This is a genomic window from Streptomyces sp. NPDC057682, assembly GCF_042799575.1.
Taxonomy (GTDB): Bacteria; Actinomycetota; Actinomycetes; order Streptomycetales; family Streptomycetaceae; genus Streptomyces.
Genome location: NZ_JBHVIN010000016.1, coordinates 117,020 through 137,607 on the forward strand (window position 1 = coordinate 117,020; position 20,588 = coordinate 137,607).

The window sequence follows — 20,588 nt, forward strand, 5'->3', positions numbered from 1 at the left end:
CACCTGAAAGAGGCACTCTTCGTGCGTAAGAACATCAAGCTCACCGCGGCTGCCGCCGCCACCGCCGCCCTCGCCCTCGGCCTCAGCGCCTGCGGCACCGACTCCGACCCCTCCGCCAAGAGCGGGTCCGGCGCCTCGGCGGACACCTCGAAGGCGCTCGTCGTCGCCGCGTCCCCGACGCCGCACGCCGACATCCTCGGCTTCGTCCAGAAGAACCTGGCGGCCAAGGCCGGTCTCAAGCTGGAGGTCAAGGAGTTCACGGACTACGTCCTGCCGAACACCGCCACCGAATCCGGCCAGGTCGACGCCAACTTCTTCCAGCACCAGCCCTACCTGGACGACTTCAACCAGAAGAACAACACCCACCTGGTCTCCGTCGGCACCGTCCACCTGGAGCCTCTCGGCCTCTACTCCAAGAAGGTCAAGGCGCTCTCCGGCATCAAGGCCGGCCAGACCGTCGCCGTCCCGAACGACACCACCAACGAGGGCCGGGCGCTCCAGCTCCTCGCCGAGAACGGCCTGATCACCCTCAAGGACGGCGTCGGCACCAGCGCCAAGCTCAGCGACATCACCGACAAGAAGGGCCTGTCCTTCAAGGAGCTGGAGGCCGCCACCGTGCCCCGCGCCCTGAACGACGTGGACGCCGCCGTCATCAACGGCAACTACGCCATCGAGGCGAAGCTCAAGCCCGCCGACGACGCCCTCGTCCTGGAGAAGGCCGACGGCAACCCGTACGCCAACATCGTCGCGGTGAAGAAGGGCGACGAGAAGGACCCCCGCGTCCAGAAGCTCGTGCAGCTCCTGCACTCCGACGAGGTCAAGAAGTTCATCGAGGACACCTACCAGGGCTCGGTCATCCCGGCCTTCGGTACCGCCGCCAAGTCCTGACCCCGGCAGGGCACTTGTCCGACGAGCCCCGCACACCCCGCCCGGGTGCGCGGGGCTCCGTCGCGCCCACCCGGCCATGCGCGCGCCCCACCCGATGCTGCATGCTGTGCCTTTACACGGTCTTCGGCATGGAGCTGCGCATGACTTCCACCTTCCCGGACATCTCCATCAGCACGGACCGGTTGGTGCTGCGCCCGTTCGACATGACGGACGTCCCCGCGTACATCGAGATGATGAACGACGAACTCGTCACGGCCTGGACCGACGCACCCCACCCCTACACCCGGGTCGACGCCGAACGCTGGGTCCGCCGGATCGCCCCCGGCAAGCGCACCGGCGGCGACGGCATCGCCCTGGCCGTCACCGAGTTCCTCACCCAGCGCCTCGTCGGCTCGGTCCGCCTCCGCCGCACCGACTGGCGCACCCGCTCGGCCGAGGCCGCGTACATCACGGCCCCCTGGGCGCGCGGCGAGGGATACGCCACCGAATCGGTGCTGGCCCTCGCCCAGTGGCTCTTCCGCGACCAGGGCTTCGAACGGCTCGAACTGCGCACCGCCGCCGACAACACCGCCGCCCAGCAGGTCGCGCAGAAGCTCGGCTGCATCAGCGAGGGCGTCCTGCGCAACGCCCGGATAGCCCGGTCGCAGACCGAGGACGGCGGATGGACCGACATCCGGACCGACCTGATCGTCTGGGGCCTGCTCCCCGAGGACCTCGAAGGCGTGGCCGAACAGCTCGCCGACGCCGGCGGCTACGGCACGTACCAGGACTGGAACTGACCGGGCGCCGGGGCGGGCGCGCCGCGTTGGTCCGGACCGGGTAACCTCACCCTGCCCGTCCCCGGGCATGCAAGCCCCCACCTGCGACGACTCCAGGAGACTGACGACAGATGGCCGACCGGGTCACAGTGATCGGCTGGGACGGCTCACCACTGACCAGAGCGGCCACCGCCGCGCTCTCGGCCGCCACCCTCGTCGCCGGGGCCGCCCACCACCTCGCGCTGCCCGAGGTCCCCGCACGCGCCGAACGCATCCGCCTCGGCTCCGTCGACCTCGCCGCCCGCCGTATCGCCGGCCACCGCGGCAGCGCCGTGGTCCTCGCCGACGGCGACCCCGGATTCTTCGGCGTCGTCCGCACCCTGCGCGCCCCCGAGCACGGACTGGAGGTCGAAGTGGTGCCCGCCGTCTCCTCGGTCGCCACCGCCTTCGCCCGCGCCGGCATGCCCTGGGAGGACGCCCAGACCGTCGTCGCCCACCCCCGCACCCTGCGCCGCGCGGTCAACGTCTGCCGCGCCCACCACAAGGTCGCCGTCCTCACCTCGCCCGGCGCCGGCCCCGCCGAACTGGCCCTCCTCCTCGAAGGCGTCCACCGCACCTTCGTCATCTGCGAGGAACTCGGCACCGCACGCGAACAGGTCACCGTCGTCACCTCCGACACCGCCGCCGACCACGTCTGGCGCGACCCGAACGTCGTCATCGTCGTCGGCCAGGGCCCCGAACAGCGCGCCGACGCCGGCTGGATCGCCGGCCGCCACCCCGCCTACCCCCGGGGCCTGCGCGGCTGGGCGCTGCCTGCCGACGCCTACCGGGAGGACACCGGCCGGAAGCTCCCCGACACGACGGGCGAGGGCGAGTCCCCGCAGCTGCGCGCCGCCCAGCTCGCCCATCTGGGACCGCGCACCGGGGACCTCGTCTGGGACATCGGCTCCGGCTCCGGGGCGCTGGCCGTGGAGGCCGCCCGCTTCGGCGCGGCGGTCCTGGCCGTCGACAGCGACCCGGAGGCCTGCGCCCGCACCACCGCCGCCGCCCGGACCTTCGGCGTCCAGCTCCAGGTCGTCGAGGGACGCGCCCCGCACGTCCTGGAACGGCTGCCCGAACCCGACGTCGTCCGCATCGGGGGCGGCGGCGTCCCCGTCGCCACCGCCGTCGCCGACCGCAGGCCCGAACGGATCGTGACCCACGCCTCGACCCGCGACGAGGCCGAGGCCCTGGGCGCCGCCCTCGGCGAGAACGGCTACACGGTCCGCTGCTCCCTCCTCCAGTCCGTCGAACTGGACACGTCCGCATGGTCGGAGCGCGAACGCACGGTCGTGTTCCTGCTGTCCGCGCTGCGTTCGGACCTTGCCCCCTGACCCGCCCGGCACGCGGCGGGAGGTAGGCTGGCCGATCGTTGCACCGCGCCCGGCCGTTCGTCGCTTCGTTCGTCAATGTCCGGAAAAGGGGACCGTTTTGGCCCCCGTTGTGGTACGGCAGAACCGGGGGACGCGCGACGTGGCGCAGTCCACAGCGAGCCGTGGCGAAATGACCTGCCGCGGCGGCGATCGGCCGCGAGAATGCAGTATGTCCGCGACCGCTTCGTGCCGCTCGGCGTGCCCGCTCGTTCCACTGGACGAGCGCCCGCGTGCCGTGTTCGGGCGTCCCGGGCGTAGGGCCGAAGGAGCACTGACGATGGGCGAGGGGTACGCATGAGTGACACCGGCCGGATCCCGGGCGAGGGACTGCCGGAGAACGCGGGCATGGTGGAGCAGCCGGGCATCCCCGCCCCGGACGGCTACTCCTTCCCCGACCACTCCGAGCACACGCCCGAGGAAGACGACCTCCTGCTGATGCCGAGCGCCCAGGGGGCGTGGGGCGAGCCCCATATCGTCCCGGCGCCGCACCACGACCCGCTCACGGACCCGCTGCCCGGCCCCGCGCAGCCGCAGGGCCCGGTGCAGTTCCAGGAGCAGACCCCGGTGTACGCCGGTCACCAGCAGTACGCCGAACCGCTCGCGCAGACCGGCCAGGGCACCCATGAGTCCGGCGGCCGGGACTCCGGTCATGTCGACCTCGGCGGGGTACGCATGCCCCAGGCCGCGCCGGCCCCGGCCCCGTCGCCCGCATCCCCGGCCCCGTCGCCCGTCCGCCGCCCGCTGCACCGCGGTCCGGCCTCGGCCGAGTCCCCCTCGTACGGCGGTACGTCGGGGATCGGCGTCGTCCGCTCGCTGGCCGACCGGGGCCCGGCCGGCGCACCGCAGCCCCGCGCGCAGACGGCCGTCCAGCCGCCCGCCGCCCGGCACGCCGGTCCCGCCACCGCCGAACCCGAGTACTTCGAGCTGTCCGCCGACGAGGCGGCCGTCCTGCCGGGCCCACAGCTGGGCGAGATCCCGCCCCAGGGCTCCGGCCCGTGGGCGGCCCCGGCCGCCGCGCCGGTCGCCGAGCAGGCCCCTGCCGCAGAAACGGTCGTCCCGGCGGCCCCGGAAGCCGCCCAGGAGACCGCCCCGGAGACGGTTCCGGAAGCCGTCCCGGAGACAGTCCCGGCGACGGTTCCGGAAGCCGTTCCAGCACAGGTGCCCGACGCGGCCGTGGCCCCCGAGGCCGTGGCCGACGCGAGGGCGGCGAAGCCGGCCCCGGCGGGGAGCGCTGCCGCCCCCGCCGCCGGGGTGCCCGTGCCCGAGACGGCCGCGGTGCCCGCCGGGACCCCCGTCGTCGAGGCGCCGGCCGCCGAGGTCCCCGTCGCGGAGGTGCCCGCCGAAGCGGCGCCGGTCGCGCTGGACCCGATCGCTCAGGCCCCGATCGCTCAGGCCCCGGCGGAGGACGCTCCGGTGGACGAGGCCGCGCGTCCCGAGGCCGCCGTCGGTGAGGCGCCCGTCGTGGAGGCGCCGCCTGCCGAAGCCGTGGCCGCGGAGGCCCCTGCCGTGGAGGCCGCGGCCCCCGAGACCCTTCCGGACGAGCCGCGGTCCGAAGCGGTGGTCGTGGACGAGGCGCCCGCGACCCTGCCCGACGCGGTGCTCCCGGACGGGAGCGTGCCGGTGCCCGGGGACGGGCAGCTGACGGACGGTCCGCCGTCCGCCGCGCCCGCGACGGCGGAGCAGCCGGTGGCCGAGCAGCCCGCGGCGGCCGCACCGCCGGCGGAGCCGGAGGCCCCCGCCGAGATCGCCGCCCAGCCCGAGCCCGAGGCTGCGGACGCCGGGACCGCTCCGGTGACGGAGAAGCGGATCGGCCCCATCGCCCTGGGCCCCGTGCCGGAACCCGAGGCGGAGAGCGGCCCCGAGGTCATCGAGACCCCCGACCTGACGCGGCACCAGCCGGAAGCGACGCTTCCGGAGGCCGTGGCGGCCGAGGCGGCCGTTCCCGCCGAGGCACCGGTCGCGGCGGAGCCGCAGCAGTCCGACGGAGTGACTCCCGAGGTGCGCGAGGCGCCCGAGGCACCGGCGGAGAACCCGGTCCAGGAGGCGGAAGCCGTGGTCCGGGGAGCGGAGGCCCCGGCACAGGCCGAGGCCGCGGGCGAGACCCGGCCCGACGCCCCCGCCCACGACGGCACCACGCCTCCGGCGGACGCCGGGGCCCAGGAGCCCCACGGCCCCCGGGGATCCGAGCCGGCCGAGACCGTCGCCGCGCCCGACGACGCCCCCGCCGACACCACCGACGAGGCGGCCGACCCCGTTCCGCCCGCCCCCGGCTACGACGACGCCGAGCGCGAGGCCGTCCTGCGCGTCATGCGCGAGCGCCGCGACATCCGCAACGGCTTCCGCGGCGACCCCGTCCCGCACGAGGTGCTGCTGCGCGTCCTGGAGGCGGCCCACACCGCCCCCAGCGTCGGACATTCCCAGCCGTGGGACTTCGTCGTCATCCGCTCCGCCGAGACCCGCCGCTCCATGCACGAACTGGCCCAGCGCCAGCGCGACGCGTACGCCAAGTCGCTCCCCAAGGCGCGGGCCAAGCAGTTCAAGGAACTGAAGATCGAGGCGATCCTCGACACTCCGGTCAACATCGTCGTCACGGCCGACCCGACCCGGGGCGGCCGGCACACCCTCGGCCGGCACACCCAGCCGCAGATGGCCCCGTACTCCTCGGCGCTCGCCGTCGAGAACCTGTGGCTGGCCGCCCGCGCCGAAGGGCTCGGCGTCGGCTGGGTCAGCTTCTTCGACGAGCGCGAGATGGTCCGCGCCCTGGGGCTGCCCGAGCACCTCGAAGTCGTCGCCTACCTCTGCGTGGGCTACGTCGACGAGTTCCCCGAGGAGCCCGAGCTGATGCAGGCCGGATGGTCCAAGCGCCGCCCGCTCTCCTGGGTCGTCCACGAGGAGACGTACGGCCGCCGCGCCCTGCCCGGCGAGGAGCCGCACGACCTGCTCCAGGAGACCGTCTCCAGCATCCGGCCGCTGGACGCCAAGGCGCTCGGCGAGGCCTGGGAGCGGCAGAAGCGGATGACGAAGCCGGCCGGCGCCCTCGGCATGCTGGAGATCATCTCCGCCCAGCTCTCCGGCCTCTCCCGGATGTGCCCGCCGCCGATCCCGGAGCCCGCGGCCGTCGCGATCTTCGCCGGCGACCACGGGGTCCACGCCCAGGGCGTCACGGCCTGGCCGCAGGAGGTCACCGGCCAGATGGTCGCCAACTTCCTCGGCGGCGGCGCCGTCTGCAACGCCTTCGCCGCCCAGGTCGGCGCCGAGGTGTGCGTCGTCGACGTCGGCGTGGCCACCGAACTGCCCGCCACGCCCGGACTGCTGCCCCGCAAGGTGCGGGCCGGCACCGCGGACTTCACCACCGGCCCCGCGCTCACCCGCGAGGAGGTCCTGGCCGCGATCGAGGTCGGCATCGAGACCGCCCGCGATCTGGTCGCGGCCGGCAACAAGGGGCTGCTCACCGGCGAGATGGGCATCGCCAACACCACCGCGTCCGCCGCCCTGATCTGCGTCTACACGGGCATGGACCCGGCCGAGGTCACCGGCCGGGGCACCGGCATCAACGACGAGATGCACGCCCGCAAGGTCGACGTGGTGCGCCGCGCCCTCGAACTGCACCAGCCGGACCCCGCCGACCCGATCGGCGTCCTGGCCGCCGTCGGCGGTCTGGAGCACGCGGCCATGGCCGGATTCCTGCTCGGCGGGGCCTCGCTCCGCACCCCGGTGGTCCTGGACGGGGTCAGCGCGGGCGCCGCGGCCCTCGTCGCCCGTGCCATCGCCCCGGAGGCCCTGGCCGCGTGCATCGCCGGCCACCGCAGCGCCGAGCCCGGCCATGTCGCCGCGCTCAACAAGCTGGGCCTGCGCCCGCTGGTCGACCTCGACCTGCGCCTCGGCGAGGGCACCGGCGCCCTGCTGGCCCTGCCGATCGTGCAGAGCGCGGCCCGCGCCATGCACGAGGTCGCCACGTTCGACTCGGCGGGTGTGACGGAGAAGTAGCCCGCCGGTCACCGGGCCGCGTCCGGAGAGTCCCGCCCCGGCCTCCGGGCGCACGGCGGGACCGCTCCGGACCCGACCCGGTGCCGCAGGGGCACCACGGACCCCTCGGGCCCTCGCGGCGCGGCACCCCGTTCCAGGAGGTCCGGGGCCCGCGGTCGGCCACCGTCCCGCACCCGCCCCACCCCGTTCCGGGAGGTCCGGGGCCCGCCGTCGGCACCCGGCCACCGTCCCCGCACCCGCCCCCACCCCGTATCGTGAACCCCACCCACGATCCGCGACACCGCACGTCACAGCCGCTCCACCGTCGCAGCGGCCCGCAGCCCCCGCATCGCACGAGGAGCCCGCACCGCCATGGCCGAGCACGCCGATCACCCCGCCTACCCCGTCGGACTGCGCCTCAACGGGCGCCGTGTGGTCGTCGTCGGCGGCGGCCAGGTCGCCCAGCGCCGGCTCCCCGCCCTCATCGCGGCCGGCGCCGACATCGTCCTGGTCTCCCCGTCCGCCACCCCTTCCGTCGAGGCGATGGCCGACGCCGGTGAGATCCGCTGGGAGCGCCGCCCGTACGCCGACGGCGACCTCACCGACACCTGGTACGCCCTCATCGCCTCCGACGACGCGGCCGCCAACGACGCCGCCTCCGCCGAGGCCGAGCGCACCCGCACCTGGTGCGTCCGCAGCGACGACGCCGACGCCGCCACCGCCTGGACCCCCGCCACCGGCCGCAGCGAGGGCGTGACCGTCGCCGTCCTCAGCAGTGACATCCACGGCCGCGACCCGCGCCACTCCGCGGCCGTCCGCGACGCCATCGTCGAGGGCCTGCGCGACGGCACGCTCGCCGCGCCCCAGCACCGCACCCGCGTCCCCGGCGTCGCCCTGGTCGGCGGCGGCCCCGGCGACCCCGACCTGATCACCGTCCGCGGCCGCCGCCTCCTCGCCTCGGCCGACGTCGTGATCGCCGACCGGCTCGGCCCCCGCGATCTCCTCGACGAACTCCCGCCGCACGTCGAGGTGATCGACGCCGCGAAGATCCCGTACGGCCGCTTCATGGCCCAGGAGGCCATCAACGCCGCGCTGATCGAGCACGCCAAGGCGGGCAAGGCCGTCGTCCGTCTCAAGGGCGGCGACCCGTTCGTGTTCGGACGCGGCATGGAGGAGGCCCAGGCGCTCGCCGCCGAGGGCATCCCGTGCACCGTGGTGCCCGGCATCTCCAGCTCCATCTCGGTGCCCGGCGCCGCCGGCATCCCCGTCACCCACCGAGGCGTCGCCCACGAGTTCACCGTCGTCAGCGGCCATGTCGCCCCCGACGACGCACGCTCCCTGGTCGACTGGGAGGCACTCGCCCGGCTCCGCGGCACGCTCGTCCTCCTGATGGCCGTCGACAAGATCGGCGCCATCGCCCGCGCGCTCGTCGCCCACGGCAAGTCGCCCGACACCCCGGTCGCCCTGGTCCAGGAGGGCACCACCGCCGCGCAGCGCCGTGTCGACGCCACGCTCGCCACCGTCGGCGAGCGCGCCGAGGCCGAGGGCGTCCGCCCGCCCGCCGTCATCGTCATCGGCGACGTCGTCGCGGTCGGCCCCGGAACCCCCGCCGCAATCAACGAGTAACCATCGGTAACGGATCTTCCTCCAGACCGTTGGCACCACACACCGGACAAGGCAGTATCAAGCTGTGGCTGATCTCATCACCGTCGACGACCCCGACGACCCCCGTCTGCGCGACTACACCGGTCTGACCGACGTCGAGCTGCGGCGCCGCCGAGAGCCCGCCGAGGGCCTCTTCATCGCGGAGGGGGAGAAGGTCATCAGACGGGCCCGCCACGCCGGCTACGAGATGCGCTCCATGCTCCTGTCGGCGAAGTGGGTCGACCTGATGCGTGATGTGATCGACGAGGTCCCGGCACCGGTGTACGCGGTCAGCCCCGAACTCGCCGAACGCGTCACCGGCTACCACGTCCACCGCGGCGCGCTCGCCTCCATGCAGCGCAAACCCCTGCCGACCGCCGACGAACTGCTGCGCACCACCCGCCGCGTCGTCGTCATGGAGGCCGTCAACGACCACACGAACATCGGGGCCATCTTCCGCAGCGCCGCCGCGCTCGGCATGGACGCCGTCCTGCTCTCCCCGGACTGCGCCGATCCGCTCTACCGCCGCTCCGTCAAGGTCTCGATGGGCGCCGTCTTCTCCGTGCCCTACGCCCGCCTCGACACCTGGCCCAAGGCCCTGGAGACGGTCCGGGAAGCGGGCTTCAAGCTGCTCGCGCTGACCCCCGACGAGAAGGCCAGCAGCATCGACGAGGCCGCCCCCCACCGGATGGAGAAGGTCGCCCTGATGCTGGGCGCCGAGGGCGACGGACTGTCCACCCAGGCCCTCGTCGCCGCCGACGAATGGGTCCGCATCCCGATGGCCCACGGCGTCGACTCGCTCAACGTCGGTGCCGCCGCCGCGGTCGCCTTCTACGCGGTGGCCACCGGCCGCCCGGAGTCCTGACCCGTACGTGCGGTCGCCACCGGCCACCCGGAGTCCTGAACCGGACTCCTACCGCTCGTTCCCGGCCCGGTCGGCGTCCCCGACCCTGGCCGGCTGCGTTCCGCCCTGCCCGGGGGCGGTGCCGTCGCTGAGGCTGTGCCCCGGCCCGGCGCCGAGCCCGCGCGCGGGCCCCTGGCAGCCCTGGGCCGCGGCAATGCCCAGGGCGACCAGCAGCGTCACCACCACGAAGACGACCAGACGCTGCCGCAGCAGCCGCGGGTTGGCCGGGCGCCGCCCCGCCGAGGTCGGACGTGTGCCCGGACGTGTGCCCGGCCTGCCGTTCGTCCCGGGTGCGGGCCTCGGCCGCTTCCCCGGCTGGGTGCCCCCGCGCGAGTGCTGCTGCGGACCCGGGCGCGCACCACCGGTCCTGGGCGGGGCGCCGCGCCCCGGCGCCGTCGGCCGGCCCTGCGGGCGCGACACCGGCCCGGGGCCCGGGGCCCGGCGCGTCTGCTGCTCGGTGTGCGGACCGCTCAGCCGCCCCGTCGGACGGTCGGCCTCCTGGGCCGACCGCTGGACCGGCGGCCGGCTGTCGTGCAGCCCCTGCGCCTCCCGCGCCGCGATCTCCTTGAGCCGCATGGAGAGTTGCAGGGTGCTGGGCCGCTCCTCGGGATCCTTCGCCAGACAGGCGCTCACCAGCGGGGCGAGCGCGTCGTGCACGTCGTACAGTTGCGGCTCCTCGTGCACCACGCGGTACAGCATCACCTCGGAACTGCCGTGCCCGAACGGTGAATCGGCCATCGCGGCGTACGCCAGGGTCGCCCCCAGCGAGAAGACGTCCGTCGCCGGCGTCACCGCCGCGCCGCGCACCTGCTCCGGCGCGAGGAACCCGGGCGAACCGACCGCCGTGCCGACGTGCGTCAGCGTGGACGCGCCGGTCGCCCAGGCGATGCCGAAGTCGATGATCCGGGGGCCCTTGGGGGAGAGCAGGATGTTCGACGGCTTGAGGTCCCGGTGCACCACACCGGCCTCGTGCACCGCCACCAGGCCCTCGGAGAGCGCCGCCCCGATCGAGGCCACCTCGGCGGCCGACAGCGGACCCTCCTCGGCGACCTTGTCGTGCAGCGAGGGCCCCGGCACGTACTGCGTGGCGAACCACGGACGGTCCGCCTCCAGATCGGCCGCGACCAGCCGGGCCGTACAGCCGCCGCGGATCCGCCGCGCGGCCGACACCTCGCGCGCGAAGCGCGAACGGAACTCCTGATCCTCCGCCAGATCCGGCCGGATCACCTTCAGCGCCACCCGCTGCCCGCGACGGTCCGAACCGAGGTAGACGACACCCATGCCGCCCGCCCCGAGCCGTCGGTGCAGTCTGAACGAGCCGACGACACGCGGGTCCTCGCGCCGGAGCCGCATCATCGCCATGTCTGCCCATCCCCGCTGCCTGGTCCGCCTGACGAGGCACAGCTTACGTACCCGCCGCCCGGGGCGCTCAGAGGCCGCGCCCTCGCCGGGCAATCGATTGTCAGTGCCGGGTGGGAAACTTGAGGAGTGGTCAGGGAGCCGGGGATCCGGGCTCCCGGACCCGTGCGAGATCTCAAGGGTCAGTCGCAGAAGGGGGATTGGATCAATGAAGGGCGATCGGGTCGAGATAGTCGTGGACGCCGGGGACACCACCCGGACCTACGAGGTAGTGGCCTCCAGGGCCGGCCGCAGGGTGGAGACGGCGGTCCGTCGCGGGGTGGTCGAAGTGAGTGAAGTCACCAGGAGCGGTTCGGTCGTGCGCACCGCCCGTTTCATGGCGACCAGGGTGCTCGCCCTGGTCGAACAGCCGGTCCCCAGGGAGGACCCCTCCGAGCACACTGTGGGGGATGACCCCGGGGTCCGGTAGCCCCTTCTCCACCCAGGGGAGTACGCCGGCTCCCCACGGCTCATCCTCCGGGAGGCCCGGCATTCGGTACGAGGGCATGACGCCGACCGCCGCCCGGATCCCTAGTGTTGAGGTCAAGCGGCGGGCGTTCGCACTCGTCCCCCGAGGTCACACGCCCGCCGCCCCACGATCAGGTCAGGAGAGGAACCATGGCGGACACGGCAGCGCGGACAGTCGTCCGTACGCGGGGACACAAGGCCCACGCCCCGTTCGCCGGCCGTCCGGCCACCGGCCGCCGCCACCCGCTGGTGGCCACGGCGATGGTTCTTCCTCTGGCGGCCCTGCTCACGGTCGTCTTCGGCGGCTGGGACGCGGTGGTCACACAGGCGTCGTCCGTGGGCGTGATGCTGGGGCGCTGAGCGGCGCCCCGGGTCCGGAAGAGCGGTCCGGACCGGGACATCCGGCCAACAACCCCGTGGGGACGGGGGTGCGGCGGACGGCAGCGTTTGTCCGGTCAGCTGGGGAGCTGACCGGACATCGCGCTGTCCGGGCCCGGAAGGCCCCGGACACCGGAGCGCACCGGACCACCGGCGTACGCTCTCCGGCGGACGGGCACCGGGCCCGGCCCGCCCTGTCCGTCCCACCCGGGGGAGCCCGTGACCGCCGACGTCGTACGTGCCCTGGGTGCCCTCGCCCACGAGGCCGTCCACACCACCGCGACCGGGGAGCCCCGAGAGGCGCCGGGCACCGCCTGCGGCTGTCCCGCACCCGTCGTCCTCGCGGACCGGGCGGACGGCACCGTGGTGCGCCTCGGCGCCGTCGTCGCCAAGGCGCACGCCCCCGGTACGGACACCGCCGCGCTCGCCGCCCGGCTCGGCCCGGCCGCCGACCCGGGGCTCGCCGGCATCCTGCTCCCGCCCCTGCCCGTCCCCTCCGCGGCCGGCGGCGCCGGTGCGCCGTACCTCACCGCACTCCACGGCCGCCCGGTCACCCTCTGGCCGTACGGCGCGCCGGTGGACCCCGACGATCCGGACCGGGCGCCCTGGGAGGAGGCCGGAGCGCTGCTCGCCCGGCTGCACCGGGTCGGGCCCCGGCCCGCCGCCACCCCGCCGCCGGTGCCCGGACCGCGGGACGGGGGAGCGGACCGTACCGGGTCCGCCGCTCCGCCGCCCATGCGCGGCCCCGCGAAGGCCGCGCTCGCCGTGGCCCGGATGCGTGCCGCCCGGCCCGACGGCCCGGCCACCGCGCCCGTGCTCGCGGCCTGGGCGGCGCTGCCCGCCTGGGCCCGCGACGAGGAACCCGCACCCGCGCACCGCATCCGCCCGCTCTGCCACGGCGACTTCCACCTCGGTCAGCTCGTCCGCCGGTCCGCGTGGGGCGGCTGGCTGCTGATCGACATCGACGACCTGGGGCCCGGCGACCCCGCCTGGGACCTCGCCCGGCCCGCCGCCTGGTTCGCGGCCGGACTGCTGCCGCCCGGGATCTGGGACCGTTTCCTGGCCGCCTACCGGGCGGGCGGCGGGCCTGCCGTCCGCGCCGACGGCGACCCGTGGCCCGAGCTGGACGCCGCCGCACGTGCCCTGACCGTGCAGACGGCCGCCCTCGCGCTCGCCAAGTGCGCGGCGGAGCGGCGGAATCCGGATGAGGTGGAACAGGTGATGATCGACTCCTGTGCCCGAATCGCCGCACTCCCACCCGAGTTGGCCGCGGCGGAACCGTCGTAGGCTGACCCGGACGCCGCCGGGCCCACCTTCCGGCGACGGATGACCGACGGCGAGGAGTGAGCCCGAAGATGCAGTGTCCCAAGTGCCACGCGGCGATGCACACGTACAACCGCAACGGCGTTCAGATCGAGCAGTGCAGCGGCTGCCGGGGGATCTTCCTGGACTACGGCGAGCTGGAGACGCTGAGCCGCATAGAGGCGCAGTGGACCCAGCAGGCGCCGCCGGCCCCGCCGGTCCAGCAGGGCTACCCGTCGGCGCCCGCGCCGGCCTGGGGCGCCCCGCAGCACCACGGCGGGCACCACGGGGGCCACTACCGGCACAAGAGCTTCGGGCACATGCTCTTCTCCTCCTGACCCGCAGCCGTGCCGGGGCGTGCGCGCCGCGTCCGTCCCGGCACGGACCGCAGGAGAGGGAACGACGAAGCCCCGGTCGTCTCGACGACCGGGGCTTCGGGCTGTGCGCGATACTGGGATTGAACCAGTGACCTCTTCCGTGTCAGGGAAGCGCTCTCCCGCTGAGCTAATCGCGCAGGGTGAACCTGCGTGTACTGCGTGCGCGATACTGGGATTGAACCAGTGACCTCTTCCGTGTCAGGGAAGCGCTCTCCCGCTGAGCTAATCGCGCGGGGATCCTTGCGGACCAGTGGACGATACTGGGATTGAACCAGTGACCTCTTCCGTGTCAGGGAAGCGCTCTCCCGCTGAGCTAATCGTCCTTGGAGGTGGAGACGGGATTTGAACCCGTGTAGACGGCTTTGCAGGCCGTTGCCTCGCCTCTCGGCCACTCCACCAGGGATGGGGGCTCGGGAAGATCCCCCATCTTCTGCGAGCGGACGACCAGGTTCGAACTGGCGACCTCAACCTTGGCAAGGTTGCGCTCTACCAACTGAGCTACGTCCGCTTGTCGGTTCCGGTTCACTTGCGTGTCCCGGCGACGTGTTGAACTCTAGCGGATTCCGGGGCCAGTACAAAAACGCGTTTCCGCAGCGTGCTGACCTGCCCTCGCCCCGGCGCGGGCGGCGGGGCACCGTCCTAGACTCGCCGACGTGCACGACCTTGCCCCCATGGCCCGCTTCGGCGGCCTCGTCGCCTCCGATCTCCGGGATGTGACCCACGATCCCGCCGCCTTGGAATCATCCGGATTCTGGGGGGTTTCGGCGGACTTCGAGGGCCGTCTCGTCTGCGCCCGCTTCGCCACCGTGCGTTCCGCGCCCGTGCCCGCCCCGGTGCGCGGCGCCTGGCGCGGCCCCGCGGCGGGCGACTGGACCTCGTCCCTGGACCGCGCCGCCTACACCGACGGCGTACGGCGCATCCGCGCGGCCATCGCGCGCGGCGAGGTCTACCAGGCCAACCTCTGCCGTGTGCTGACGGCGCCGCTGCCCGATCCGGCCGCCGCCGACGTCGACGCGCTCACCGCGCTGCTGGCCCGCGGCAACCCCGCGCCCTACGCAGGAACGATTCGGCTCCCCGGCCACGGCGTGGAGATCGCGACGGCCTCGCCCGAGCTCTTCCTGCGCCGGGACGGCCGCACGGTCGAGTCCGGACCGATCAAGGGCACCGGCCGCACCGAGGCCGATCTCCTGGAGAAGGACCACGCGGAGAACGTGATGATCGTCGACCTGGTCCGCAACGACCTCGGCCGGGTCTGCGCCACCGGATCCGTCACGGTCCCCGACCTCTGCGCAGTCGAGAAGCACCCCGGGCTCGTCCATCTCGTCTCCACCGTGCGGGGCCGTCTCGCCGACGGCGCCGGCTGGCCCGAACTGCTCGCCGCCGCCTTCCCGCCCGGATCGGTCACCGGCGCCCCCAAGTCCAGCGCGCTGCGGATCATCGGGGAGCTGGAGACCGCCCCGCGCGGCCCGTACTGCGGCGGCGTCGGCTGGGTGGACGCCGACCGGGGGACCGCCTCGCTCGCCGTGGGCATCCGCACCTTCTGGACCGACCGCACCGGCGCCGCGCCCGTCCTGCGCTTCGGCACCGGGGCCGGGATCACCTGGGGATCGGATCCGGAACGCGAATGGGACGAGACCGAGCTGAAGGCGTCCAGGCTGCTCGCTGTAGCGTCGGGCACCTACGAAGCGACCGGAAGGACCGCACCATGAGGATCTGGGTCAACGGCGGGCTGCACGACGCCGACGACGCCCGGGTGTCCGTGCTCGACCACGGCCTGACCGTCGGGGACGGCATCTTCGAGACGGTCAGGGTGACGGGGGACGGCCCCTTCGCGCTGACCCGCCATCTCGACCGGCTGACCCGTTCCGCCGCCGGCCTCGGCCTGCCCGCGCCCGACCTCGACGAGATCCGCCGGGCCTGCGCCGCCGTCATCGAGGCCAACCCGGTCGCCCTCGGCCGGCTGCGGATCACCTACACCGGCGGGATCTCCCCGCTCGGCTCCGACCGCGGCACGGACGGCCCCGGACTGGTCGTCGCCCTCGGCGAGGTGAAGCGCCGCGCCGACAGCACGGCGGTGATCACCGTGCCCTGGACGCGCAACGAACGCGGCGCGCTCACCGGCCTCAAGACGACCTCGTACGCGGAGAACGTGCTGGCGCTGGCCCGCGCCCACGAGCACGGCGCCTCCGAGGCCCTGTTCGCCAACACCGTCGGGCAGCTCTGCGAGGGCACCGGCTCCAATGTCTTCGTCGTTCTGGACGGGGAACTGCACACCCCGCCGGTCTCCTCCGGCTGCCTGGCCGGCATCACCCGGGCCCTGACCGTGGAGTGGACGGGGGCCCGGGAGACGGACCTGCCGTTCGACGCGCTGGACCGGGCCGAGGAGGTCTTCCTGACCTCCACCCTCCGCGATGTGCAGGCCGTCCACCGGATCGACGGCCGGGAGCTGCCCGGTGCCCCCGGACCGGTCACCGCCAAGGCCATGCGGGTCTTCGAGGAGCGCGCGGCCGACGATCTGGACCCCTGAGCGCGGCCGCGTTCCCGAGGCACGGCTTCGTAAAAGCGGGTGACGTGCCCCCGGGCAGCGGATAGAAAAACACTGATGACCACCACACTCCGGCCGTCCGGGCCGGTCCAGACAGGCGCCGACGGCGCGCGGAGCCGCGCGTACGACGTGTGCGACAACGGGCGGCCGGTCGGCGCCGTCGAGATCGCGGCCGACCCGCCCGCCTCGGGCGGGCACGGGATGCTGAGATCCGTGCGGATCGACGAGCGGACGCGTCGACGCGGCCGGGCCACCATCGCCTGCCTCGCGGCCGAGGAGGTGCTGCGCGGCTGGGGCTGCACCGCTGTGCGGACCGAGGCCGCCGCCGACGACATCGCGGGACAGCGGCTGATCGCGGGGCTCGGCTACACCGACAACAGCCGGAACATGATCAAGCGGCTCGCCGAGCCGCCGGCCCTGCCCGACGGGCTGACCGCCCGGTCGATGACTCCCGAGGAGTTCGCCGACTGGGAGGAGCGCGCGATCGCCGGTTACGCGGAGAGCCTGGTGACGCGCGGGACACCGCCGGAGGCGGCCGCGGAGGCGGCCCGCCGCTCGCACGCCCGGCACATGCCGCAGGGCCTGGCCACCGAGGGAGCGCGTCTCCACTACCTCCTCCACGAGGGCGAGAAGGCCGGCAGCGTCTGGGTGGCGCCCTTCGAGATGCACCCCGGCCGCCTGATCAGCTACGTCTTCGACGTCGAGGTGGACGAGCGGTACCGCGGCCGGGGCTACGGCCGGGCGCTGATGCACCAGGCCGAACGGCTCGCGCTGGCCGACGGCGAGGAGTGGATCGGCCTGCACGTCGTCACGTCGAACACGCCCGCGCTGCGGCTCTACCAGTCCCTGGGCTACGAGCCGACCCAGTACAACTACGTCAAACAGCTCTGACCGGGACGGGGCCGGAGCGGCAGGCGCCCTCCGGCCCAGTACGCCGCTCAGCCCCGTCCGGAGCCGAGCCGCGTCCGCCGCTCAGCCCTGGGCGGCGAGCAGCCGGTCGGCGATCTCCTCGATCCGCTCGCGCAGCCCCTCCTGGCTCTTTCCGCCGTCCAGCCGCTCGTCACCGATCACATAGGTGGGTGTGCCGGTGACACCGATGGCCTTGCCCTCGGCCTGGTCGGCGTCGACGATCAGCAGATGCCGGCCGTCGATCAGCGCGGTGTCGAACTCCTCGGCGTCCAGACCCAGTTCCTTCGCCACCTCGATCAGCAGCTTCTCCCCGGACCGCCCCAGTTCGTCGGTACGGGCGAGCACCGCCTCGATGTAGGGCCAGTCCTTGCCCTGGACCGCGGCCTCCTCGGCCGCCTGCGCGGCGGCGTACGCGTGCTTGTGCTTCTCCAGCGGGAAGTGCCGGAACCGGATCTCGATCCGGTCGCCGTACCGGGCGCGCAGGGCGTGGACATCGGCGAGGGCCTGGTGGCAGTCGGGGCACTGGAGCTCGCACCAGAGGTCGAGGACGACCGGCGCGGCGGGGGTGGAATCGCTCATGGGCCCAGTCTCCCAGGGCGTCCGCGCTCCTCACGACCGGTGTCCGGGCCGCGGGGGAGCGGGGCGGACTCGTCCGTACGGCGTGGGCGAAGCGGCACCTGGGGAGGAGCCCGGCCCTGAAATGTCCCTGAGGTGGGCAGGGGGCGTGGCCGCCCCCGGGGTCGCCGGTGCAGGATGGAAGGGACGTTTCCCCTGCGCCTGGAGGCACCGATGCTTGCCGAGACCATCTGTTCCGCGGTGTCGGCGGCGGGCCTGGGCATCGCCGCGGTGACCGCGTACCGGAAGCGCTTCCTCACCGCCGCCAGGATCGCGGCCTACTCCCTGGTGCCCATCGGCCTGGTGCTGACCGGGACCGTGGAGTGGCTGTCGGGCATCGCCTTCAAGCCCGGGGTGTGGCTCGGCTTCGGGCTGCTGGGGGTCGCCTGGGTGCTGTTCGCCACCACACGTGCGGTCGAACGGCGCGGTGGGGGGACCCGCAAGGAGCGCAGGGCCGCGGCCCGTGCGGCCCGGGAGGGCGCGGTCGAGCCCGCGGCCTCGGCCCCCTCGCTCGGCGCCGGAACCGGCTCCACCGCCCCCGCACGGCAGAACGCGGGCAAGCGGTCCTCCGGTGCGCCCGACGAGGACTTCAGTGACATCGAGGCGATCCTGAAGAAGCACGGCATCTGACCCGGCCCCGGCCCGCTCCGGGTCCCGGCCGGCGCCGCTCCGGGACGTGTCGGAACGCCGCCCGTATGAATCGATTCACTCAAGATCCTTGACGAGGTTCGGTGCGACGGCTAGCGTCCCGACCCGGTTGAAACAATTCACTCACGCCCGTCCGAGCGGTATCGGGGCCCGTCCGTACGATGGGGCGACGCCGCTGGAAGAGCGCGGCCGAGGGCACCGGTGGGGCAGGACAAGTGGCGCGTGTGGCAGGGATCAAGGACGTGGCCCGGCAGGCCGGGGTCTCCGTGGGCACGGTCTCCAACGTGATCAACCGCCCCGAGGCGGTGCTGCCCGAGACCCGCGCCCGGGTGCTGGCCGCCATCGAGGAGCTGGGATACGTCCGCAGCGAGTCCGCCCGCCAGCTCCGGGCCGGCCGCAGCCGGATCATGGCGCTGCTCGTCCTGGACATGGGCAACCCCTTCTTCGTCGACGTGGCCCGCGGCGCCGAGCGCGCCGCCCGCCAGGCCGGACTCGGGGTGATGGTCTGCAACAGCGACCAGAGCCCCGCCGAGGAGGCGGAGTACCTCGGCCTCTTCGCCGAGCAGCGGGTCTGCGGCGTCCTCGTCACCCCGGCCGACGCCACCGGCCGCAACCTCGACTCCTTCGGCCGCCACCGCATCCCCTACGTCCTGGTGGACCGGGTCGCCTCCGGCACCGGCAGCTGCGCGGTCTCCGTCGACGACGTGCGCGGCGGCGCCCTGGCCGTCGGCCATCTCGTCGCGGCCGGACACCGTTCGGTGGCGTACGTCAGCGGGCCCGGCGACCTCCACCAGATCAGGGACCGCAGGCAGGGCGCCCTGGCCGCGCTCGCCGAGGCCGGACTGCCGTCCGAGGCACTGGTGGAGATCCCCTCCGACCGCCTCGACGTGGCCGCGGGCCGGGACGCCGGAGCCCGGCTGCTCGGCCTCGTCCCCCGGCCCACCGCCGTGTTCTGCGCCAACGACCTGCTCGCCCTGGGCGTCCTGCAGGCCCTGTACGCCGCGGGTGTGCGGGTGCCGCAGGACATCGCCATCGTCGGCTACGACGACATCGAGTTCGCCGCCGCCGCTGCCGTACCGCTCACCTCGGTCCGCCAGCCCGCCGTCGTCATGGGCCGGATGGCCGCCGAACTCCTGCTGGAGGAGGCCGACGACGAGGACGGCGTCCACGAGCACCGCAGCGTCGTCCTCCAGCCGGAACTGGTCGTGCGCGCCTCCAGCTCCACGCCCCGCTGAGCCGGCCGCCCGGCCCCTGCCTCCTTCCCGACCGTCCTGGCCGTTCCGCACGCCCGAAATGGAGATCCCGTGTCCCTGTTCGACCTGCCCCTCGACGAACTCCGCTCCTACCACCCCGAGTCGACCGAGCCGGACGACTTCGACGCCTTCTGGCGCCGCACCCTCGACGAGGCGGCCGAGCACCCGCTGGACGCCGTGTTCACGCCGTACGACGCGGCGCTGACCCAGGTCGACGTGTACGACGTGTCGTTCGCCGGCTGGGGCGGCCACCGGGTGCACGCCTGGCTCAATGTGCCCGCCGGAGCCGAGGGCCCGCTGCCGACCGTCGTCAACTACCTCGGCTACGGCAGCGGACGCGGCCTGCCGCACGACCACCTCGTCTGGGCCGCCGCCGGCTGCGCCACGCTCGTCGTGGACACCCGCGGCCAGGGCGCGGTCAACAGCCACTCCGCGGGCTCGACCGCCGACCCGTACGGCGGCGACAACCCCCAGTCGCCCGGCTTCATGACCCGGGGCATCCTCGACCCCGACACCTACTACTACCGCCGGGTCTTCACCGACGCGGTGCGCGCGCTCGACGTGGCCGGCGCCCACCCGGCCGTCGACGCCGACCGGATCGTCGTCTACGGCGGCAGCCAGGGCGGCGGCATAGCCCAGGCGGTCGCGGGACTGAGCCCCCGCGTGAAGGCCGCCTTCGTCGACGTACCGTTCCTCACCCACTACCGGCGGGCCGTCGAGATCACCGACAAGGACCCGTACCAGGAGATCGTGCGTTTCCTGTCCACCCAGCACGGCCACGCCGAGCAGGTGTTCCGCACCCTGTCCTACTTCGACGGGATCAGCTTCGCCGCCCGCGCGCAGATGCCCGCGCTCTACTCGGTGGCCCTGATGGACCCCATCTGCCCGCCCTCCACGGTCTTCGCCGCCTACAACAACTGGGCCGGTCCCAAGGAGATCGAGGTCTACCCCTGGAACGGCCACGAGGGCGGCACCGGCGTCCACCGCGGTATCCAGCTGCGGAAGCTGCGCGACCTGGTCTGACGGCCGGAGGCAGGGGTGCGGGGAGCGGGAACGGGCGACGGTGTCCGAACGGCTGCCGGGCACTCGGACGCCGGAGCGAATCGATCCGCCCTTTCACGGT

Annotated in this window: 18 protein-coding genes and 5 tRNA genes; 16 read left to right on the forward strand and 7 right to left on the reverse strand. The window is 74.1% G+C overall.

Annotated features, from left to right (window positions below):
* Nucleotides 1-21 precede the first annotated feature (21 nt).
* The 6 genes from ACFVDM_RS27710 to ACFVDM_RS27735 all read left to right on the forward strand — a co-directional run bounded on the left by ACFVDM_RS27710 (nt 22) and on the right by ACFVDM_RS27735 (nt 9,533).
* Complete coding sequence (locus tag ACFVDM_RS27710; RefSeq protein ID WP_383645816.1) at nt 22-888, forward strand: MetQ/NlpA family ABC transporter substrate-binding protein; 867 nt, start codon at nt 22-24, stop codon at nt 886-888.
* A 101-nt stretch (nt 889-989) separates the two neighbouring features.
* The gene (locus ACFVDM_RS27715) at nt 990-1,667 is read left to right on the forward strand and encodes a GNAT family N-acetyltransferase (protein ID WP_383645822.1); all 678 of its coding nucleotides are present in this window, start codon (nt 990-992) and stop codon (nt 1,665-1,667) included.
* Nucleotides 1,668-1,777: 110 nt separating this feature from the next.
* Nucleotides 1,778-3,019, forward strand: coding sequence for a precorrin-6y C5,15-methyltransferase (decarboxylating) subunit CbiE (gene cbiE / locus ACFVDM_RS27720; RefSeq protein WP_383645828.1), 1,242 nt, complete (start codon nt 1,778-1,780; stop codon nt 3,017-3,019).
* 333 nt (nt 3,020-3,352) lie between these two features.
* Entirely contained in the window at nt 3,353-7,045 is a 3,693-nt protein-coding gene (cobT, locus tag ACFVDM_RS27725; protein ID WP_383645835.1) for a nicotinate-nucleotide--dimethylbenzimidazole phosphoribosyltransferase, read from the forward strand.
* Nucleotides 7,046-7,396: 351 nt separating this feature from the next.
* The gene (gene cobA, locus ACFVDM_RS27730) at nt 7,397-8,650 is read left to right on the forward strand and encodes a uroporphyrinogen-III C-methyltransferase (RefSeq protein ID WP_383645843.1); all 1,254 of its coding nucleotides are present in this window, start codon (nt 7,397-7,399) and stop codon (nt 8,648-8,650) included.
* A 64-nt stretch (nt 8,651-8,714) separates the two neighbouring features.
* The gene (locus ACFVDM_RS27735) at nt 8,715-9,533 is read left to right on the forward strand and encodes a TrmH family RNA methyltransferase (RefSeq protein ID WP_383645849.1); all 819 of its coding nucleotides are present in this window, start codon (nt 8,715-8,717) and stop codon (nt 9,531-9,533) included.
* A gap of 48 nt (nt 9,534-9,581) precedes the next feature.
* Here the strand turns inward: ACFVDM_RS27735 and ACFVDM_RS27740 are convergent, their stop codons facing one another.
* Nucleotides 9,582-10,934, reverse strand: a complete 1,353-nt coding sequence (locus ACFVDM_RS27740) for a protein kinase (protein ID WP_383645854.1) — start codon at nt 10,932-10,934, stop codon at nt 9,582-9,584.
* 205 nt (nt 10,935-11,139) lie between these two features.
* Here ACFVDM_RS27740 and ACFVDM_RS27745 point away from each other — a divergent pair, with 205 nt between their 5' ends.
* From ACFVDM_RS27745 to ACFVDM_RS27760, 4 genes are all read left to right on the forward strand, one after another.
* Complete coding sequence (locus tag ACFVDM_RS27745; RefSeq protein ID WP_383645860.1) at nt 11,140-11,400, forward strand: hypothetical protein; 261 nt, start codon at nt 11,140-11,142, stop codon at nt 11,398-11,400.
* A 188-nt stretch (nt 11,401-11,588) separates the two neighbouring features.
* Nucleotides 11,589-11,798: a hypothetical protein gene (locus ACFVDM_RS27750; RefSeq protein WP_383645863.1), complete on the forward strand. Its 210-nt coding sequence runs from the start codon at nt 11,589-11,591 to the stop codon at nt 11,796-11,798.
* A gap of 237 nt (nt 11,799-12,035) precedes the next feature.
* Entirely contained in the window at nt 12,036-13,103 is a 1,068-nt protein-coding gene (locus ACFVDM_RS27755) for a phosphotransferase (protein WP_383645868.1), read from the forward strand.
* A gap of 68 nt (nt 13,104-13,171) precedes the next feature.
* A complete protein-coding gene (locus ACFVDM_RS27760; protein ID WP_383645873.1) occupies nt 13,172-13,456 on the forward strand; it encodes a zf-TFIIB domain-containing protein in 285 nt (94 codons plus the stop codon).
* 104 nt (nt 13,457-13,560) lie between these two features.
* Here the strand turns inward: ACFVDM_RS27760 and ACFVDM_RS27765 are convergent.
* From ACFVDM_RS27765 to ACFVDM_RS27785, 5 genes are all read right to left on the reverse strand, one after another.
* Nucleotides 13,561-13,632: transfer RNA gene (locus tag ACFVDM_RS27765), tRNA-Val, on the reverse strand.
* A gap of 23 nt (nt 13,633-13,655) precedes the next feature.
* A tRNA-Val gene (locus ACFVDM_RS27770) sits at nt 13,656-13,727 on the reverse strand.
* Nucleotides 13,728-13,746: 19 nt separating this feature from the next.
* Nucleotides 13,747-13,818: transfer RNA gene (locus ACFVDM_RS27775), tRNA-Val, on the reverse strand.
* A gap of 1 nt (nt 13,819) precedes the next feature.
* A tRNA-Cys gene (locus tag ACFVDM_RS27780) sits at nt 13,820-13,893 on the reverse strand.
* Between the two features lie 37 nt (nt 13,894-13,930).
* Nucleotides 13,931-14,003 (reverse strand) — tRNA-Gly (locus tag ACFVDM_RS27785).
* Between the two features lie 163 nt (nt 14,004-14,166).
* Between ACFVDM_RS27785 and ACFVDM_RS27790 the strand changes: the two genes are divergently transcribed.
* The 3 genes from ACFVDM_RS27790 to ACFVDM_RS27800 all read left to right on the forward strand — a co-directional run bounded on the left by ACFVDM_RS27790 (nt 14,167) and on the right by ACFVDM_RS27800 (nt 16,931).
* Nucleotides 14,167-15,204 (forward strand): chorismate-binding protein, encoded by a 1,038-nt coding sequence (locus ACFVDM_RS27790; protein ID WP_383646160.1) that lies wholly within the window; start codon nt 14,167-14,169, stop codon nt 15,202-15,204.
* Nucleotides 15,201-16,022, forward strand: coding sequence for an aminotransferase class IV (locus tag ACFVDM_RS27795; RefSeq protein WP_383645878.1), 822 nt, complete (start codon nt 15,201-15,203; stop codon nt 16,020-16,022). Before ACFVDM_RS27790 ends, ACFVDM_RS27795 begins: the two co-directional genes overlap by 4 nt.
* 75 nt (nt 16,023-16,097) lie before the next feature.
* Nucleotides 16,098-16,931 carry a GNAT family N-acetyltransferase gene (locus tag ACFVDM_RS27800; protein WP_383645882.1) on the forward strand — a complete coding sequence of 278 codons (834 nt, stop codon included), beginning with the start codon at nt 16,098-16,100 and terminating at the stop codon, nt 16,929-16,931.
* An 81-nt stretch (nt 16,932-17,012) separates the two neighbouring features.
* Here ACFVDM_RS27800 and ACFVDM_RS27805 read toward each other — a convergent pair whose 3' ends face one another.
* Nucleotides 17,013-17,528 (reverse strand): DsbA family protein, encoded by a 516-nt coding sequence (locus ACFVDM_RS27805; protein ID WP_383645886.1) that lies wholly within the window; start codon nt 17,526-17,528, stop codon nt 17,013-17,015.
* A gap of 210 nt (nt 17,529-17,738) precedes the next feature.
* Between ACFVDM_RS27805 and ACFVDM_RS27810 the strand changes: the two genes are divergently transcribed.
* The 3 genes from ACFVDM_RS27810 to ACFVDM_RS27820 all read left to right on the forward strand — a co-directional run bounded on the left by ACFVDM_RS27810 (nt 17,739) and on the right by ACFVDM_RS27820 (nt 20,488).
* Nucleotides 17,739-18,194: a hypothetical protein gene (locus tag ACFVDM_RS27810; RefSeq protein WP_383645892.1), complete on the forward strand. Its 456-nt coding sequence runs from the start codon at nt 17,739-17,741 to the stop codon at nt 18,192-18,194.
* A gap of 233 nt (nt 18,195-18,427) precedes the next feature.
* Complete coding sequence (locus ACFVDM_RS27815) at nt 18,428-19,447, forward strand: LacI family DNA-binding transcriptional regulator (RefSeq protein WP_383645897.1); 1,020 nt, start codon at nt 18,428-18,430, stop codon at nt 19,445-19,447.
* A gap of 69 nt (nt 19,448-19,516) precedes the next feature.
* Nucleotides 19,517-20,488, forward strand: a complete 972-nt coding sequence (locus tag ACFVDM_RS27820) for an acetylxylan esterase (RefSeq protein ID WP_383645900.1) — start codon at nt 19,517-19,519, stop codon at nt 20,486-20,488.
* The last annotated feature ends 100 nt before the right edge of the window (nt 20,489-20,588 follow it).